At 74.4% G+C, this 16,473-nt stretch carries 22 protein-coding genes; 6 read left to right on the forward strand and 16 right to left on the reverse strand.

The window, feature by feature from the left end:
- The 3 genes from WBN91_RS06420 to WBN91_RS06430 are packed head-to-tail and all read right to left on the reverse strand — an operon-like array spanning position 1 to position 1,671.
- Positions 1-765 (reverse strand): class I SAM-dependent methyltransferase, encoded by a 765-nt coding sequence (locus WBN91_RS06420; RefSeq protein WP_337722196.1) that lies wholly within the window; start codon positions 763-765, stop codon positions 1-3.
- Positions 766-813: 48 nt separating this feature from the next.
- The gene (locus tag WBN91_RS06425; RefSeq protein ID WP_337722197.1) at positions 814-1,413 is read right to left on the reverse strand and encodes a class I SAM-dependent methyltransferase; all 600 of its coding nucleotides are present in this window, start codon (positions 1,411-1,413) and stop codon (positions 814-816) included.
- Positions 1,414-1,671, reverse strand: coding sequence for a helix-turn-helix domain-containing protein (locus WBN91_RS06430; RefSeq protein ID WP_337722198.1), 258 nt, complete (start codon positions 1,669-1,671; stop codon positions 1,414-1,416).
- 74 nt (positions 1,672-1,745) lie between these two features.
- On the opposite strand from WBN91_RS06430, the gene map reads away from it, so the two are divergent.
- Positions 1,746-2,537 carry a type I methionyl aminopeptidase gene (gene map, locus WBN91_RS06435; protein WP_337722199.1) on the forward strand — a complete coding sequence of 264 codons (792 nt, stop codon included), beginning with the start codon at positions 1,746-1,748 and terminating at the stop codon, positions 2,535-2,537.
- A 4-nt stretch (positions 2,538-2,541) separates the two neighbouring features.
- Here map and WBN91_RS06440 read toward each other — a convergent pair whose 3' ends face one another.
- On the reverse strand, positions 2,542-3,276 hold the full coding sequence (locus WBN91_RS06440; RefSeq protein WP_337722200.1) for an SDR family oxidoreductase: 735 nt from the start codon (positions 3,274-3,276) through the stop codon (positions 2,542-2,544).
- On the reverse strand, positions 3,261-3,953 hold the full coding sequence (locus WBN91_RS06445) for an alpha/beta fold hydrolase (RefSeq protein ID WP_337722201.1): 693 nt from the start codon (positions 3,951-3,953) through the stop codon (positions 3,261-3,263). The genes WBN91_RS06440 and WBN91_RS06445 overlap by 16 nt, the downstream gene beginning before the upstream one ends.
- A 117-nt stretch (positions 3,954-4,070) precedes the next feature.
- Here WBN91_RS06445 and WBN91_RS06450 point away from each other — a divergent pair, with 117 nt between their 5' ends.
- Positions 4,071-4,955, forward strand: a complete 885-nt coding sequence (locus tag WBN91_RS06450) for a sucrase ferredoxin (RefSeq protein WP_337722202.1) — start codon at positions 4,071-4,073, stop codon at positions 4,953-4,955.
- On the opposite strand, the gene WBN91_RS06455 is transcribed toward WBN91_RS06450, so the two are convergent.
- Positions 4,860-5,531, reverse strand: a complete 672-nt coding sequence (locus WBN91_RS06455; protein ID WP_337722203.1) for a TetR/AcrR family transcriptional regulator — start codon at positions 5,529-5,531, stop codon at positions 4,860-4,862. The genes WBN91_RS06450 and WBN91_RS06455 overlap by 96 nt on opposite strands.
- A complete protein-coding gene (locus tag WBN91_RS06460) occupies positions 5,528-5,704 on the reverse strand; it encodes a hypothetical protein (protein WP_337722204.1) in 177 nt (58 codons plus the stop codon). The genes WBN91_RS06455 and WBN91_RS06460 overlap by 4 nt, the downstream gene beginning before the upstream one ends.
- Before the next feature lie 26 nt (positions 5,705-5,730).
- Here WBN91_RS06460 and WBN91_RS06465 point away from each other — a divergent pair, with 26 nt between their 5' ends.
- A complete protein-coding gene (locus WBN91_RS06465; protein WP_337722205.1) occupies positions 5,731-6,243 on the forward strand; it encodes a CGNR zinc finger domain-containing protein in 513 nt (170 codons plus the stop codon).
- 194 nt (positions 6,244-6,437) lie between these two features.
- Here WBN91_RS06465 and WBN91_RS06470 read toward each other — a convergent pair whose 3' ends face one another.
- Positions 6,438-7,313 carry a pentapeptide repeat-containing protein gene (locus WBN91_RS06470; RefSeq protein ID WP_337722206.1) on the reverse strand — a complete coding sequence of 292 codons (876 nt, stop codon included), beginning with the start codon at positions 7,311-7,313 and terminating at the stop codon, positions 6,438-6,440.
- Between the two features lie 101 nt (positions 7,314-7,414).
- On the opposite strand from WBN91_RS06470, the gene WBN91_RS06475 reads away from it, so the two are divergent.
- The 3 genes from WBN91_RS06475 to WBN91_RS06485 are packed head-to-tail and all read left to right on the forward strand — an operon-like array spanning position 7,415 to position 9,701.
- A complete protein-coding gene (locus WBN91_RS06475; protein ID WP_337722207.1) occupies positions 7,415-7,816 on the forward strand; it encodes a DUF1707 SHOCT-like domain-containing protein in 402 nt (133 codons plus the stop codon).
- Between the two features lie 37 nt (positions 7,817-7,853).
- Positions 7,854-9,227, forward strand: a complete 1,374-nt coding sequence (locus WBN91_RS06480; RefSeq protein WP_337722208.1) for an amidase family protein — start codon at positions 7,854-7,856, stop codon at positions 9,225-9,227.
- 57 nt (positions 9,228-9,284) lie between these two features.
- Complete coding sequence (locus WBN91_RS06485) at positions 9,285-9,701, forward strand: hypothetical protein (protein WP_337722209.1); 417 nt, start codon at positions 9,285-9,287, stop codon at positions 9,699-9,701.
- A gap of 4 nt (positions 9,702-9,705) precedes the next feature.
- Here WBN91_RS06485 and WBN91_RS06490 read toward each other — a convergent pair whose 3' ends face one another.
- From WBN91_RS06490 to WBN91_RS06525, 8 genes are all read right to left on the reverse strand, one after another.
- Positions 9,706-10,569 carry a hypothetical protein gene (locus WBN91_RS06490; protein WP_337722210.1) on the reverse strand — a complete coding sequence of 288 codons (864 nt, stop codon included), beginning with the start codon at positions 10,567-10,569 and terminating at the stop codon, positions 9,706-9,708.
- A gap of 214 nt (positions 10,570-10,783) precedes the next feature.
- A complete protein-coding gene (locus tag WBN91_RS06495; RefSeq protein WP_337722211.1) occupies positions 10,784-12,004 on the reverse strand; it encodes an SPFH domain-containing protein in 1,221 nt (406 codons plus the stop codon).
- Positions 12,005-12,016: 12 nt separating this feature from the next.
- On the reverse strand, positions 12,017-12,439 hold the full coding sequence (locus WBN91_RS06500; protein ID WP_337722212.1) for an NfeD family protein: 423 nt from the start codon (positions 12,437-12,439) through the stop codon (positions 12,017-12,019).
- A gap of 40 nt (positions 12,440-12,479) precedes the next feature.
- Complete coding sequence (locus tag WBN91_RS06505; protein WP_337722213.1) at positions 12,480-13,301, reverse strand: DUF3097 domain-containing protein; 822 nt, start codon at positions 13,299-13,301, stop codon at positions 12,480-12,482.
- A gap of 465 nt (positions 13,302-13,766) precedes the next feature.
- Positions 13,767-14,504, reverse strand: coding sequence for an aminoglycoside phosphotransferase family protein (locus tag WBN91_RS06510; RefSeq protein ID WP_337722214.1), 738 nt, complete (start codon positions 14,502-14,504; stop codon positions 13,767-13,769).
- 18 nt (positions 14,505-14,522) lie between these two features.
- Complete coding sequence (locus tag WBN91_RS06515; protein ID WP_337722215.1) at positions 14,523-14,975, reverse strand: GNAT family N-acetyltransferase; 453 nt, start codon at positions 14,973-14,975, stop codon at positions 14,523-14,525.
- A 70-nt stretch (positions 14,976-15,045) separates the two neighbouring features.
- A complete protein-coding gene (locus WBN91_RS06520) occupies positions 15,046-15,840 on the reverse strand; it encodes an SCO1664 family protein (protein ID WP_337722216.1) in 795 nt (264 codons plus the stop codon).
- A gap of 9 nt (positions 15,841-15,849) precedes the next feature.
- Positions 15,850-16,416, reverse strand: a complete 567-nt coding sequence (locus tag WBN91_RS06525) for a DUF3090 domain-containing protein (RefSeq protein ID WP_121217561.1) — start codon at positions 16,414-16,416, stop codon at positions 15,850-15,852.
- Positions 16,417-16,473 lie beyond the last annotated feature (57 nt).

A 16,473-nucleotide genomic window follows, 5' to 3' on the forward strand; every position in this document is an offset into this window, starting at 1 on the left:
TCAGGCCGGGCGTAGGCGGGCTTTCCAGATCTCTTCGCTGGGCCAGTTGTGGCCCCACTCGGCGGTGACCTCGGGGTAGTCGTGGTGGTCGGCGGGGGCGTGGATCTCGATGAGGTCTTCGACGTCGAAGCCGCTGTCGCGCAGGAGTCGGAGCATGGCGCCGTGCGGGAGGGTGAATTCGATGGCGTCGGCGCTGTGGACGCGGTCGAGGGTGGCGTGGGGGCGTTGGAGGGTGGTGGCGGCGGGTTGGTCGGGGCGGGCGCACAGGGCGTAGAGGGGTGTGCGGCGCAGGAAGACCAGGAGGCCGCCGGGGCGCAGGACGCGGGCGGCTTCGGGGATCCAGCGGTGGGGGTCGCACCAGAGGCTGGCGCCGTATTCGCTGATGGCGAGGTCGAAGGTGTTGTCGGCCAGGGGTGTGTGTTCGGCGTCGGCGAGCAGGAGGGGGAAGCGGAGGTCGAACTCGTCCTGCATGGCGCGGGCGGTGGCGAGTTGGGGTGCGGAGATGTCCAGGGCGACGGGGTGGGCGCCGGCGCGGGTGAGCCAGGCGGAGATGTAGGCGGTGCCGCAGCCCAGTTCGACGACCTCCTGGCCGGGTAGGTCGTCGGGCAGGACGTGGAGGTCGGTGTCGGGGGTGGCCCACAGTCCCCAGGCGGGGCTGGTGCGGGCCCAGTGGGCGCGGGCGAGGGGGCCGTGGGCGGCGGCGGCCACCGTTTCCCAGTGCTTGCGGTTGCGGGTGGTGTGCTCGCTGGTGACGGGCTCGCGCATGATCGCGGACGCTACTGGGGTGGTGTGCGCGGCGGGTAGCCGTTTTCGCTAGAGGCGCCAGACGCGGGTGGTGCGCAGGGTGGTGCCTTCGAGGTCGTGCGGGACGGGGACGTCGTGGGTGGCGAGGTGGGTGAGTCCGGTGCGGGGCAGGTGGGTGCGGCCGGGGTCGCCGATGAGGACCAGGGCGCCGCGGGTGTGGGCGCGGTGGAGGAAGGGCAGGACGCGGGCGGCCATGTCGCGGTCGTAGAAGACGTCGCCGGCGAGGACGACGTCGTGGTCGGTGTCGGTGTCGAGGAGGTCGGCGACGTCGACGGTGATGGTGACGTGGTTGGCGTGGGCGTTGCGGGTGGCGGCTTCGCCCGCGAGGGGGTCGACGTCGTTGGCGGTGACGTGGGTGGCGCCGGTGCGGGCGGCGGCGATGGCGACGAGGCCGGAGCCGGTGGCCAGGTCGAGGACGGTGCGGCCGGCGGTGGTGCGGGGGTGGTCGAGCAGGTGGCGGGCCAGTGCCTGTCCCCCGGCCCAGGGGAAGGCCCAGAAGGGCGGGTCGGGTTTGCCGGTGTGTTCCCAGAGGGCGGTGATGTCCTGCGCGGTGTGCAGGGTGATCTCGGGGACCAGTGGGACGGGTTGGGGCGTGGTGTGGTCGGGCATCTAGGCGGCGGGGCGTTCGGCGGCCAGTTGGCGGCACAGGTCGTCCAGCGAGAGCCCGACGGCGTCGGCGAGGGCGGCGACGGTGAAGAAGGCCGGGGTGGGGATGCGTCCGCGTTCGATCTTGCGCAGCGTTTCCACGGAGATGCCGGCGGCGGCGGCGATCTGGACCATGCTGCGGTCGCCGCGGGCTGCGCGCAGGGCGTCGCCGAGGCGTTCGCCGCGGTCGCGGTCGGACTGGGTGAGCGGCTGTCGCACCATGTCCGTGATAGTAATACCGCCGTCGCTGTGATATCTATACCGGTATAGGTATCACGGTCGAGGAGTTGGTGTCGGTGATCGAGTTGAAGTCCCCCGGCGAGTTCGACGCGATGCGCGTCGCGGGCCTGGTGGTGGCCGACGCGTTGACGGCGGTGCGCGCGCACGCCCGCGTCGGGGTGTCGCTGCTGGAGTTGGACGAGGTGGCGGCGGAGGTGATCCGGTCGGCGGGCGCGGGCTCGTCGTTCCTGCACTACCAGCCCTCGTTCGCGCCGACGCCGTTCCCCGGCTACATCTGCGCGTCGGTCAACGACGTGATCGTGCACGGCATCCCCGACGGCTACCGGCTGCGGGAGGGCGACCTGGTGAGCATCGACTGCGGGGCGCACGTGGACGGCTGGCACGGCGACTCGGCGATCAGCTTCGTCGTGGGGCAGGCCGACCCGGCGGACCTGGCGTTGATCGAGACGGCGGAGCGGGCGCTGGCGGCGGGCATCGCGGCGGCGGTGCCGGGCGCCCGGCTGGGTGACGTGTCGGCCACGATCGGCCGGATCGTGCGCGGCGCGGGCTACGGGATGCCGGAGGACTTCGGCGGTCACGGCATCGGCCGGGCGATGCACGAGTCGCCGGGCGTGCCCAACGAGGGCCGTCCGGGCCGGGGCATGACGCTGCGTCCGGGCGTGGCGCTGGCGATCGAGCCGATGGTCCACGCGGGCGGCCGTGACGCCTACACCACCGACCCGGACGGGTGGTCGCTGCGCACGATCGACGGAAGCCGCGCGGCGCACGTGGAGCACACGGTGGCGATCACCGACTCGGGGCCCCGGGTGTTGACCGCTCCCCGGCTGCCGGTGACGTCGGGGGCGTGAGGTGTCACAGGCCGCCGGCGACGCGCAGGACGGCGCCGGTGGTGAAGGAGGCGTCGTCGCCGAGCAGCCAGGTGATGGCGGCGGCGATCTCGTCGGGGTGGCCGGCTCGGCGCAGGGGGATGAGCGGGGCCACTCGGTCGGGGCGGTCGGGGATGCCGGAGAGGTGGTGGATGTCGGTGTGGACGGTGCCGGCGGCGACGGCGTTGACGCGGATGCCGCGTGGGCCCAGTTCCTTGGCCAGGCCGATGGTCATGGCGTCGACGGCGGCCTTGCTGGCGGCGTAGTGGACGTACTCCCCCGGGCTGCCCAGGGTCGCGGCGGCGGAGGACACCGAGACGATCGCGCCGCCCTCGGTGAGGTCGCGGGCGGCGCGGCGGGCGCACAGCAGGGCGCCCAGGACGTTGACGTCGAGGACGCGGCGCAGGTCGGCGACCTCCGTGTCGGCCAGGGGGCCTGCGGGGCTGGTGACGCCGGCGTTGATGACCACCCCGGTGACGCGGCCCAGTCCCGCGGCGGCGGTGAACAGGGCGTCGACGTCGTCGGGGTCGGAGACCTCGCAGCGCACGGCGAGCCCGTCGACCTCGGCGGCCAGGTGTTCGGCTTCGTCGCGGGCGGCGCGGTAGCCCAGGACGACGCGGTGGCCTTCGGCGGCGAGCCGGCGCACGGTGGCCGCGCCGATGCCCCGGCTGCCGCCGGTCACCACGGTCAGGCGGTCGGTCCCGGTCACGCGGTCAGCCATGCGCCCACCTCCGCCGCCACTTCGTCGGTCCGGGTGACGAGCATGTGCGCCAGGCCGGTCACGTCGACCAGTTTCGACCCGGGCACGGCCTCGCACAGCTGGTGCTGCACGGGCCGGAACGCCGGGTACTCCTGTTCGCCGCGCACCACCAGCAGGGGCGCGGTGAGCTGGTCGGCGGCGGCCAGGACGTCCAGGGGCGCGGCGGCGGCGCGGGCGGCCGGGGTCCAGTCGTAGGCGGGCAGGAACCCGGCGGACACCGACGCCTCGACCACCGATTCCGCGGTCACGGCCGGGTTGACCACGGCCACCCGCCGCACCGGCACGTCCCCGCGCACGGCGGTCAGCAGCGCCACGTGCCCGCCGGCCGACCCGCCGACGACGTCGACCGGTCCGGCGCAGCCCAGTTCGCCGCGCAGCGCGGTCACCAGGTCGGGCACGGCGTCGGCGGCTTCGGTGACCAGCGGGGCGTAGCCGTCGAGGAGGAAGTCGGGGCTGGGGTCGCGCAGCGGCAGGGCCGGGTAGACGCGCCAGGCGTCCACGTCGGGCAGGGGCAGCGTGGCGGCCATGTCGTGCGGGGTGCCGGGTTCGCCGAGCAGGTGCCACACGAGGACCAGTCGGTTGCCGGTGCGGGGTGGCAGGGCCACGTACGGCACGCCGGCCGCGGTTCCGGTGATCACGACCGCCACCGTACGGGGCGGCCCGGTGGGGCCGCGGTGCGTTCCGCTGTGAGCGGATCGGCGACCGCAGGGCACCCCGATGTCACCCGAACGGCCCTGCGGGTGCACCCTTGGGTGGTGACCGAGCCACGCTGTGCCGCCGTGTCGGCGGCCCTGCACGAGCCGCAGGCGGGCACCGCCGCCACCGCCGCCGCGTGGATCTGCCTGGAGCAGCCCGGACCGTGGGGTTCCGACGCGCTCACCGACAGCCACCTGGACCCCATCCTGGGCGCGGAGTTGGCGCGGCGCGCCGACGCTGCGGGGGTGCGGGTGCTGCTGATCCGCCGCCCCGGCCACCACGCCGACACCCACCGGCCCGCGCCGCGCCGGGTGTACGTGGCGTCCACGGCGCCGGGCGCGTCCTGGCTGGAACGCGCCGACACCGATCCCCGGCGGCTGCTGGACTTGGATTTCGCCGCCCTGGCCGCGGGCGTGCGGCCGGGGTTCGGGGAGCCGGTGGCCGAGCCGCTGCTGATGGTGTGCACGAACAGCCGCCGGGACGTGTGCTGCGCGCTGTGGGGCCGTCCGGTGGTGGCCGAGTTGGCGCGGACGCACCCGGAGGCGGTGTGGGAGTGCACCCACACCGGGGGTCACCGCTTCTCCCCCACCGGCGTGCTGCTGCCCACCGGCTACCTGTACGGGCGGTTGGACGCGCCGTTCGCCCGGCACCTGCTGGCCGAGGCGGCGGCGGGCCGGGTGGTGGTGGAGCGCTGCCGGGGCCGGTCGACGTTCCCCAAGGAGGGGCAGGTCGCGGAGCTGGCGGTGCGGGAGCGCCTGGGCGAGCGGCGGGACGTGCTGACCGTGCGGGGCACCACCGTGCGGCACGCCGACGGCCGGGCGTGGCGGGTCGCGGTCGGCAACGAGGAGCTACCGCCCGCGCGGCCGGCGAGCTGCGGCGCGGTCCCCGCCGTGCCCACCCGGCTGGTCGCCACCGGGGTGCAGCGGCTGGTCCCCGTGCCCTGACGCGGGCACGGCGGCGCGGAACAGGCCCAGGCCCAGCGCGTCCGGGTCGTCCAGGCCGGTGGCGCGCAGGGCCTCGGCGGGCAGCGCGAGCAGCGACACCGCCACCCCGAGGAAGTAGGCGTCGAGCAGACCGGCGTCCCGGGTCGTGGAGGGCAGGCCGGCGGTGCGGTGCAGGGACGCGCCCGCCTCGGCGTTGGACACCACCATGCGTCCCAGCGCCTCGCGCACGGCGGGCCGGCGCACGGCTTCCAGGTACAGCTCGGCCATCGCGAGCAGGTGGGTGGGGTCGTCCAGGACCGCGCGGCGCAGCAGCGCCGGGTACAGCTGCGCGACCCGGGTCGGGGTGACGTCGGCGGGGGTGGTGTCGCGCAGCGCGGCCACGGCGTCGGCGTGCAGCAGGGTCATGCGTTCGGCCGCCGCGCGCAGCAGTGCCTCCCGGGTGGGGAAGTAGTTCTTGGTGGTGCCCAGCGGGACGCCGGCGGCGCGGTCCACCGCGCGGTGCGTGAGCCCCCGGCCGCCCTCGGCGGCCAGCACGGAGATCACGGTGTCGCACAGCAGCTCGCGGCGGGAGGTCACGGGGACGGGACGATAGCCGATCTTGGGGATCCGGCCGTGGCGACCACCCGTCCGGCGTCCAGGACCAGCCACACGCCGCACACGCAGCGCAGGTAGGCCGTGCGGCCGTGGACGGAGACGGGGTGGACGGGGTCGGTGGTGGGCCACGAGCAGGAAGGGCAGCTGGTCGTCACACGCCCCAGCGTGGTGTCATGGTTCAGTGCATTTCAACCCTTACGGCGGGGCGGCGGCGCAACTGGCCGCGTCCCTGGTCAACGCCGACCGCGCGGCCGGCGCCGCGGAGCTGCTGGACCTGCTGCGCGACCACGGCTACAAGCCGCTGGGCACCCTGAGCGAGGCGCAGGCGGTGGAGCTGCTGGCGTGGGCGCGGCGGCTGGAACCGGTGTTCACCGGCGAGGTCGACCTGGTCGAGGGGGTCAACACCCTGCTGGCCGAGGCCGCCGCCCGCCCCTACGTCTCCACCCACGACGACCGCGCGCCCCACCTGCACTTCGCGCCCGAACACGCGCCCACCCCCGACCGCGTGCGCGCGTTCACCGCCGCCGGCTTGGCGCACGTGGTGTGCGAGGACCCGGGCCGGCTGGGCCACTGCGCCCGCCTCGGCTGCGGCACGGTGTACGTGGACACCTCCCGCAACGGCCGCCGCCGCTACTGCACCACCCGCTGCGCCAACCGCGAACAGGTGGCCCGCCACCGCCGCCGCACCGCCTGACCCGGCACCGACCACCAACACCGCCCACCGGCACCCGCCGCCGCACCGCCTGACGTTGTCGTACCCCTCTGGGACAATGGAGTCGGGGGCCGGAGGCCGGCACCCAACCCCGCGGCGACGGCGGCTCAGGCGGCGATCTCGCAGGCACCGCGCGACGGCCGCCGCGACGTTTCTCGCGTGCGCGCCGGCCGGGTTCAGCGCATCACGCGGCGGCCGAAGCGGGCGCCGCCGAAGTCCGCGGTTTCGCCGATCAGCGCCGAGGTGACGTCGGTGCGCCCCCGGAACCAGGCGCGGGTGAACAGCGCGTCCCGGTGGAACACCACGTCGCCGAACAGCGCCCGCCCGCCGAAGAACACCGCCTCGAACCCGGCCGGCCCGCCGAACTCCGCCCGCCGCAGGTCCGCCCGCCCCGACACCTTCGCCCCGGCCAGCTGGGCGGCGTCGGCGACCTGCACCCCGGACAGCCCGAGGTTGCCGGTGAACACCGCGGCGGCCATCGACAGCGACCGCGCGAACAGGGTGTCGGTGAACAGGCCGTGCCGCAGGAACCGGGCTCCGTCGAACACCGCCGCGCCGGTCACGGTCATCGCCTCGAACTTGGCGTCCCCGACGAACACCGCCCCGGTGAAGTCCACCCGGCCGACCCGGCACCCCGACAGGTCCACCTCGACCAGGATCGCGCCGGCGGCCCGCACGTCCATGCCCGGCCAGTAGTCCTCCCCCGGCCGCAGGTGCGCGACCAGTTCGCTCTGCACCGCCGTGCGCCACTCGGCGTCCAAGCCCCGGCTGACCCCGCCGCGCAGCGCGGCCAGCCACGTGTCCACCACGTCCTGCCGCCGGGACGGCAGCTCCCGCCCGATCTCCGCCAGCAGCAGCAACCCCTCGCGGTCGCCGGCGCGGAACAACCGGTTGGCCTCCCGCCACACCGACACCGGCGAGGGCAGTTCCCGCTGGGTGCGGCGGCGGGCGTGCTCGTCCAGCAGCACCTCGGCCTGCGCGCGCCGCCGGTGCCGCGCGACGATCACGATCACGACCAGCGCCACCGCCAGCCACAGCACCCACGTCGGCATGACACCGATCATGCCCTCACCGCGTACGTCGGGGGGCGTAGTCCGCATCACCGCCCCACGACCGATGCGGGGACCCGCTCCCCGCGGACACCATCGACGCCATGACGCACCCCATCCCACCGCCCGCCGACGGGGTCCGGGTCTCCGACGCCGAGCGCGACGCGGTCGCCGCCCGGCTGCGTGACGCCGTGGGCGAGGGCAGGCTGACCCTGGCCGAGGCCGAGGACCGCATCGCCGCCGCCTACGCCGCCGTGCACCGCTCAGACCTGGCCCCGCTGACCGTCGACCTGCCCCCACCACCCGGTCCCTCACCGCTCGAACCGACCCACCGCCCGGGTCGCGCACCACACCCGTGGTGGGACGGCCGCCGCCCGCCCGTCCTCGCGGTCGTGGGCGTGATCGCGGTGGTGGCGTGGATCGCCTCGCCGCTGCCGTTCCCCTGGCCGCTGCTGCTGGTTGCATTCCTCGTGCTGCGCCACCGCGCGCGTCACCGGCCGACCTGAGCCGGTTCGGGTCGCCCGTTGCCCTAGGGTGCGGCACATGGACCTGACCGACGCGTGCTTCGCGGGTGCGGCGCGGCAAGCCGAGTTGCTGCGCGCGGGCGAGCTGACTTCCCGCGACCTGGTCGCCGAGTGCCTGCGCCGCATCGAGCTCCACGACCGCGGCCTCAACGCGTTCCGCCTGGTGTTCACCGAGCGGGCGATGAGCGACGCCGCCGAGGCCGACGCCCGACGCGCCCGCGGCGAGGACGCGCCCCTGCTGGGTGTGCCGGTCGCGGTCAAGGAGGACCTGGCCATCGCCGGTCTGCCCACCACCAACGGCACCGCGGCGGTCGAGACGGTCGCCACCGCCGATTCGCCGGTCGTGGCCCGCCTGCGCGCGGCGGGGGCGGTGGTCGTGGGCCGGACCCGGATGCCGGAGCTGGGGTTGTGGCCCTACACCGAGAGCAGTTGGGCGGGCCCGACCCGCAACCCGTGGTCGCCGCGGCACTCCCCCGGCGGGTCCAGCGGCGGTTCGGCCGCCGCGGTCGCGGCGGGTCTCGTGGGCGCGGCGGTGGGCACGGACGGCGCGGGCTCGGTGCGCATCCCGTCGGCGTGCACGGGCGTGTTCGGCCTCAAGCCGCACCGCGACCACGTGCCGCTGGAGGAGCAGGTGTGGACCGGTCTGGTCGCTGCGGGGCCGATCACCCGGCACGTCCGCGACGCCGCGCTGCTGCTGGACGTCCTGGCGCCGGGCCACGGCCACACCGCCGCCGCGTCCGGTGACCCGGGCCGGTTGCGGATCGCGGTGTCGCTGCGCCCGTGGGGTCCGGGCATCCCGATCGCGGAGGAGGTCCGCGACGCCGTCCTGGACACCGCGAGCCTGCTGTCCGACCTGGGTCACGACGTGGTGCGCCTGGACCCGGAGATGCGGGAGGTCTCCGGGTCGGCCGGGTTCGCCGCCCGCTACCTGCACTGCGCGGCGATCAGCGAGGCCGCGCTGGACCACCCCGACCGCCTGGACCCCCGCACCCGCCGCGTCGCCGCGCTGGGCCGGTCCCTGCCCCGGGCGGCGGTGCAGCGAGCCCTGGAGCAGGAGCAGTCGCTGACCGCGCACGCCAACCGCGTGTTCACCGACCACGACCTGCTGCTGACCCCGGTCCTGACCCGCCCGCCGCTGAGGGTCGCCGAGTGGCGTCGCCGCCCGACCGTGGCGGCCCTGCTGGCGGCTTCGCGCATGACGACGTTCCTGCACCTGTGGAACGTCACCGGCAACCCGGCCGCCGCCGTCCCGGCGGGCCACACCGGCACCGGCCTGCCGCTGGCGGTGCAGCTGGTCGGCCCGCCCCACGGCGAGAACACCGTCCTGGCCACCGCAGCCCAACTGGAACGCGCCCGCCCCTGGACCGACCGCCGCCCACCCCTGGGGGCGTGACCCGGCCGGCGGGCAGGCGCAGGGACCGGTCCCCGCGGGTCTCGGCACAGTGAGCGCATGACTGAGCCCGTACCCCGCCCGAAGCGCCCTCCGGCGCTGATCGCCGCCCTGGTGATGCTGCCCTTGGCGGCCCTGCTGTTCGGCATGACGGCCACGAACCTCGGCGGTTCGTCGGGTCCGAACACCACCCTGCCGTCGCTGACCCTGCTGATCTCCCTGTTCGCGATCCGCTTCACCGGGGCACGCACGGCGTCGGTGGTGCTGCTGGCGTTCCTGACCGTGCTGTGGTTGCCGGGCGCGATCGCCTCCGTGGGCGACCCGCGCGTCGACACCGAGCCGGTGGCCTACACCCTGCTCGGCACGGCCCTGTTCGTGGTGGGCGCGGTCCTGGTCTACCGCCCCGCGTCGAACCAGTACTACCGGCAGGCCGCCCAGTGGCGGGACAGCCTCAAGCGGCGACCCACGACGCGATGACCGTTCAGCCCTGGCGGGCGAGCTGGTCGCGCAGGTCGGTGTCGGTGACGGAGGCCAGCACCTCGTCCCGCACGGCAGGCCACACGCCCCGTGAGGCCGCCAGTCCGCGCAGCCGCGCGTAGTTCTCCGGCGTCGGCGACGCCAGGAACGCCTCGCGCAGCCACCCCACCGCCCGTTCGGGGGCGCCGGCCCGCAGGCACTCGTCGACCGCCAGGTCCACCAGCCGACCGGCGGCGCCCCGGCCGCCGGTGGCGGTCAGCCCCCGCGCCACCCACTCCAGGGCTTCCTCGGAGCGCCCGGCGTCGCGCAGGACGGTGGCGACCTGGAGGTAGTGCCACCCCGAGGACAGGTCGCGGGCCAGCACCAGCACGTGCAGGTCGACGTCGCGGGTGTGCTCGGCCAGTTCCTCCACCACCCGCAGCAGCGCCCACCGCTCGCGGTCGTAGTGCCCGGTCCGGCCGTACTCGATCACGGGCAGCCGCTGGAACCGCGCCACGGCCTCGTCCCGGTACCAGGCGAGCCCGTCGGGGCCCAGCGCCGCCGCGTAGGGCGCGAGCCGCACGTCGGGTGGTTCGGGGAACCCGGTCTGCACGTGCAGCAGCCACCGCGCGAGCTGCTCGGGTTCGGGCGGGTCGGCCGCGCAGGCCACGGCGTGCAGGTCCAGCACCCGGTCGACCAGCCCGGCCAGTTCGGCCCGGTGCCCGCGGTGCTCCCCGATCCCGGCGACCAGCGCCTCGGCGACTTGTTCGGCGACCCGTCGTCCACCCGGTCCCGCGAGCACCGCCGCCGACAGTTCGGCCACGGCGGCGGCCAGGCCTTCCCACCGCCGCTCCCACGGCACGTCCGGACGACCCAACCAGTCCTTCACTCGATCGGGTAATGGGTGCACCGGCACATCCAACCGCACTGCACGCTGCGTGACGCTGCTCCACCCCGGTGCCCGAAGGTGTGACGATCACCGCGTCACCCGGGCCTTGTGCCGGAACCGACTACCTGAATGTGTTGGACGCTCGCGAAGTTTCCGGCGAGAAAACGTCGCGAGCGTCCGACAAAAACAGGTACCTACCTCCCGGGCCGGAGGGCTACTCGTGCAGGGAGCGCGGCGGCTCGGCCTCGTCCTGGACGGCGGGGGCGCCGGCGCCGAGAGCGGCGGTCGTGTCGGGCGCGGCCTCGCCCAGGGACGCCCGGGGCGTGTCGAGCGGGCCGGGGACCTCCTTGCGGGCCACCGCCTCGGCCGCGCGGACGGCTTCGGCGACGGCCGGGTCGGGGGCGGTGTCGAACCAGTCGGCGACCGAGGCGTCGTCCTCCTCGGGGGTGGAGCGGGCGGGTTCGTCGGCGGGCGGCTCGTAGCGGAACACGCCGTCCTCGCCGGGGGCGCCGAGCATGCGGGCGAAGCCTTCGAGGGCCTTGCCGTAGTCCGAGGGCACGAGCCAGACCTTGTTGGCGTCGCCCTGCGCCATCTGCGGCAGGGTCTGGAGGTACTGGTAGGCCAGCACCTCCGGGGTCGGCTTGCCCGCCTTGATCGCGGCGAACACCTTCTCGATGGCCTTGGCCTGGCCCTGGGCCTGGAGGTAGCGGGCGGCGCGTTCACCCTGGGCGCGCAGGATGCGGGACTGGCGCTCGGCCTCGGCCGCGAGGATCGCCGCCTGCTTGGCGCCCTCGGCGGACAGGATCGCGGCCTGCTTCTGGCCCTCGGCGGACTTGATGGCCGACTCGCGCTGGCCCTCGGCGGTCAGGATCATGGCGCGCTTCTCGCGGTCGGCGCGCATCTGCTTCTCCATCGAGTCCTGGATGGACGGCGGCGGGTCGATCGCCTTGAGCTCCACCCGCGCCACGCGGATGCCCCACCGGCCGGTCGCCTCGTCCAGGACGCCGCGCAGCTGGTTGTTGATCTGGTCGCGGGAGGTCAGCGTCTCCTCCAGGCTCATGCCGCCGACCAGGTTGCGCAGGGTCGTGGTCGCCAGCTGCTCGACGCCGACGATGTAGTTGGAGATCTCGTAGACCGCCGCGCGCGGGTCGGTGACCTGGAAGTACACCACCGTGTCGATGGAGACGGTGAGGTTGTCCTGGGTGATCACCGGCTGCGGCGGGAACGACACGACCTGCTCGCGCAGGTCGATGCGGGCCCGGACCCGGTCGAAGAAGGGCACCAGGATGTTCAGGCCGGGCGCGGCGGTGGTGCGGTAGCGGCCCAGCCGCTCGATCACGGCCGCGGTGGCCTGCGGGATCACCAGCACCGACTTGACCGCGACGATGAGCACGAACAACACCAGGACCGCGATGACGATCAACGTCGTGGTCACGCCTCTCCCCTTTCAGACTCCGAGCACGACAGCGGTCGCGCCCTGGATCTCGACCACCGTGACTTCCGCGCCGGGTTCGAGCACGCTGTGGTCCAGCGAGCGCGCCGACCACACCTCGCCGCCGATGCGCACCCTACCGCCGTGCGCGTCCACAGTGGACACCACGACGGCGGTGCTGCCCAGCAGCGCCTCCACCCCGGACCGGTGGTCCGGCCCCGAGGTGAGCCTGCGCTTGAGCGCCGGCCGCGCCCCGACGACCAACCCCAGCGCGAGCACCGCGAACACCACCGCGCTGACCAGCTCACCCGCCCCCAACGCCGACACCCCGGCCGCGCCCAACGCCGCCGCGCCGAGCATGACCAGGACGAAGTCGCCGGAGAGGATCTCGGCCGCCACCAGGGCGACACCGACGATCAACCAGATCAACGCGGCCACGGTGCCATCCTCGCACCTGCGGGCACCCGGCGTGACCGGTTCACCCGTCCTGCTCGTCGCCCTGCCCCTCGGTGACGAAGTCGATCAGCCGCTCGACCGCGCCCAGCAACGGCGTCTCCAGGTCTCGGAACCCCCGCACACCGGCCAGCACACGCCGCCACCCGGCCGCCGGTTCACCCCAGCCCAGCGCCGCGCACACGCCTTCCTTCCACGGCACACCACGCGGCACGACCGGCCAGGCGGCGATCCCGACCGACGCCGGTTTCACCGCCTGCCACACGTCCACGTACGGGTGACCGGTGACCAGGACGTGCTCGTCACGGATGGCGGCAACCAGCCGGGACTCCTTGCTGCCCGGCACGAGGTGGTCGACCAGGACGCCCAGTCGGCGGCCGGGCCCGGTGCCGAACTCGGCGACCCGGTCGGCCAGGACGTCCACGCCGTCCAGCGGCTCCACCACGACGCCTTCCACGCGCAGGTCGTGCCCCCAGACGCGTTCGACCAGCTCGGCGTCGTGCAGGCCTTCGACCCAGATGCGGGAGTCTCGGGCGGTGCGCGCCTTGAGCCCTTCGACACGGACCGAGCCCGACGCCGACCGCACCGGCGCGACGGGCGCGGGCGCGGGACGCACGAGCGTCACCGGCCGTCCGTCGACGAGGAACCCGGCGGGACGCAGCGGGAACAGCCGCTCCCGACCGTGCCGGTCCTCCAACACGACCTGCCCGTGCTCGAACCGGACGACGGCACCGCAAAACCCGGAGGCGGGATCCTCGGCGACCACCCCGACCTCGGCCACCACCTCGGGCACCTTGCGCTTCCTGGTCCCCGCCAGCACGTCCCGCCCGTAGTCCTGTGATCGCACGACCGGCGACGCTATCCCGTCACCCGACCGCATGACCCCCTGCCACGCCGAACACCCCCCGATCCCCGCGCCGAGCAGCTTTCCGACGCCTCGCCGAGCGAATGTCCGGCCCCGCGCCGAGCAGTTGCCCAGGGTGCCGAGGAACGCTCCGCCCGGCACGACGCCTGGGAATGTCGGTGGCTCGTGCGATGATCGATTCGGGGGCCGGAGGCCACGCCCGACCACACAAACCCTTGCACCTGCCCCGAGCGACACCGGCCCACACCACGCGAGCCCAGCGCACCCCACCCGCACCCACGCTGGCCGAACTCACGACGGCCCAACCGAACCGACGCCCAGCCCGGTGCCCGTTCGCAACCCAGTCGCGGCCCGGCCGCTGCCCAGCTTCACGACCGTGGCCTGTGCAGCGCGGACCCGGGGGCAAGACACGCGCCGGTGGCCCCGCGTGGTGCGGCTAGCAGGGTGTCAGTGGTGGTTGGGGAAGAAGTCGGCGAAGGCTTGGCACCAGGCGGCCAGGCGGTCGCCGTCCACGACTCCCGACAGGGCCTCGATGCCGGTGGCCAGGTCCGGGGCGGAGTAGGCGAAGTCGATGGCGTCGCTGGCCGGGTCGCCGATGCAGGGTCTCGGGTCGATGGCGACCAGGCCCCGGTTGCCGGCGTCCAGGACGTTCTCCAGGTGCAGGTCGCCGTGCAGCAGGGTCGCCTCGACCTTGTCGCGGGCCAGGGCGGCGGCTGCCGCGTGGCCGGCGGAGTAGTCGCCGGGGCGGCGGCGGGCCAGGAGGGTGAAGACGAAATCGACCCTGTCGGCCAGGGTGGGGAAGTCGCCTCGGGGCGGGATGTGCAGGGCGTCCAGCAGTTCCGCCATGCGGGGTGGGTCGTAGGTGGCCGGGGTGCCGGGGTCGAGGCCTTCCAGCAGCAGTGCGCCGCGCTCGACGTCCGCGGACAGGACGCGCACCATGCGCGGGGACGGTTCCCAGGCGCGCAGGGCGTCCAGTTCCTGGCGGGCGATGTCCGGGTCGGGGGTCAGTTTGAGCACCACCGGGTCGCCGGCGCGGCGGCACAGCAGGGTGTGGGAGGTGCCGCCGGACAGCTGCCGGACCGGTTCCAGGTCCCAGCGGCCGGTGAGGGTGTCGACCAGGGCGGGCAGGGCGTCGATCCACTCCTGCACGCCGGGGCCGAAACGGGTGATCAGCTTCGCGGTCACCGCGCCAGCCTCTCCCGGTCAGGCGTCGAGCCGCAAAATGAATTCCTCCACGTCCTCGCCGCGGCCCTCGGCGTAGCCGACGTCCTCGCCCACGGCGACGAAACCGCACTTGTCCAGCACGCGCAGCGAACCCAGGTTGTCCACCGCGGCCCGCGCGTACAGGGGACGGGTCGGGTCGAGCTCGAGGAACTCGTCCAGCGCGGCGGTGGCCAGGCCCATCCCCCAGTACTCGCGGTCGATCCAGTACGTCACCTCGGGTTCACCGAACTGGGTGAACCGCCCTATGTGGCCGACGACCCGGCCGTCGAACTCGATGGTCTTGACGACCACGGTGTCGTCGGCCAGGATCCGCGCCCACCGCACCAGGAACGCGGCCCGGTCGGTGGGGTCCGCCGCGCCGAAGGCCGCCATGTGGTTGGCCTCGGGGTCGAGTTGGTGCTCGAAGAACACCAGCACGTCGGCCTCGGTCACATCGCGAAGGTGAACGCCGCTCACCCGCCCGATTACACCCCATCGACGACCCCGACGCCGCAGGACCGCCTCAGAAAGCGGGCCAGGGGATCGCGGGCCAGTCGTCGGAGGGCTCGGGGTAGACGCCGGCGGCCAGCAGCTTGTCCGCCCGCTCGGCCAGCGCCGCGATCTCGGCCCGGGTCAGGTGCTCGTGCAGCGCCTCGCCCAACGGTCCCGACAGCTGCTCGCGCACCCGCCGCAACCCCTCCACCGCCGGCTCGGGCAGCGGCTCGCCCAGGAAACCCCACAGGACGGTGCGCAGCTTGTCGTCGCTGTGCAGGCAGATGCCGTGGTCCACGCCGTAGACCGCGCCGTCGTCGGCGTGCAGGACGTGCCCGCCCTTGCGGTCGGCGTTGTTGACCACCGCGTCGAACGCCGCCATCAGCCGCACCCGCGGGTGGTCGGCGTGCACCAGCACCGCCGGGTCGCCGTGCCGGTCGTGGGCGCGCAGCACCGCCCGCCACCCGGGGCGGACCTCGTCCACGGCGACGATGTCGACCAGGTCGTCGTCCTCACGGGTGTCCACCCACAGCTGCACCATGCCCGGCCCGAACGGACCCGGCCGCAGCACCGTGGGCGGCACCAGCCCGAACCCCGCCGCCTGCGACACCAGGTAGGTGGCCACCTCGCGGCCGGCGAGCGTGCCGTCGGGGAAGTCCCACAGCGGGCGCTCCCCGCGCACCGACTTGTACACGCACTGCGCGTTCACCCCGTCCAGGCTGATCGCGCAGAACAGCGTCGCGTTGGACGCGTCGACCAGCCTGCCCTCGACCTCGATCCGCCCGCGCGTGAGCAGGTCGAGCACCCCGTCGTCACCCGGCCGCACGGCTGCCGGTCAGCCTTCGTCCGAGCGCCGGTAGCCGTTCTGCCGCGGGCACACGTGACCGTCGGGGTCCAGCGGCTCCGAGCACAGCGGGCACGGCTTGCGGCCCGCCCGCACCACCCGGTCGGCGCGCTCGGCGAACGCCCGCGCCTCCAACGGGCTCAGGAACACCCGCACCGCGTCCGGACCCTCCTCGGTGTCGTCGAGGACCACCGCCTCGTCGACCTCCTCCTCGGTCATCGCCAGCAGTTCGATGACCACCGCGCGGGACTCCGCGTCCCACCCCAGCCCCATCGTGCCGACCTTGAACTCCTCCTCCACCGGCACCGACAGCGGTTCGGTGTCCCGGAGGTCCTCGGGCACCGACTCGGGCACTTCCGCCCCGAACCGCCGGTGCACCTCCTCCAGCAGCGACCCGATGCGCTCGGCGAGGACGGCGACCTGTTGCTTCTCCAGCGCCACGCTCACCAGGCGCGCCTCTTCGGCCGCCTGCAAGTAGAACGTGCGCTCGCCAGGCTGCCCGACGGTCCCGGCTACGAACCGGTCGGGTTGGCGGAATACGTGGATGACGCGTGCCATGACACCCACGACCCTAGGCCACCGCGCCAAGATCGGCAGCCCTCCCCCGGGTTTTCC

Origin of the sequence: Saccharothrix sp. CCNWYY140 (assembly GCF_037401995.1) — a bacterium.
Lineage (GTDB): Bacteria > Actinomycetota > Actinomycetes > Mycobacteriales > Pseudonocardiaceae > Actinosynnema.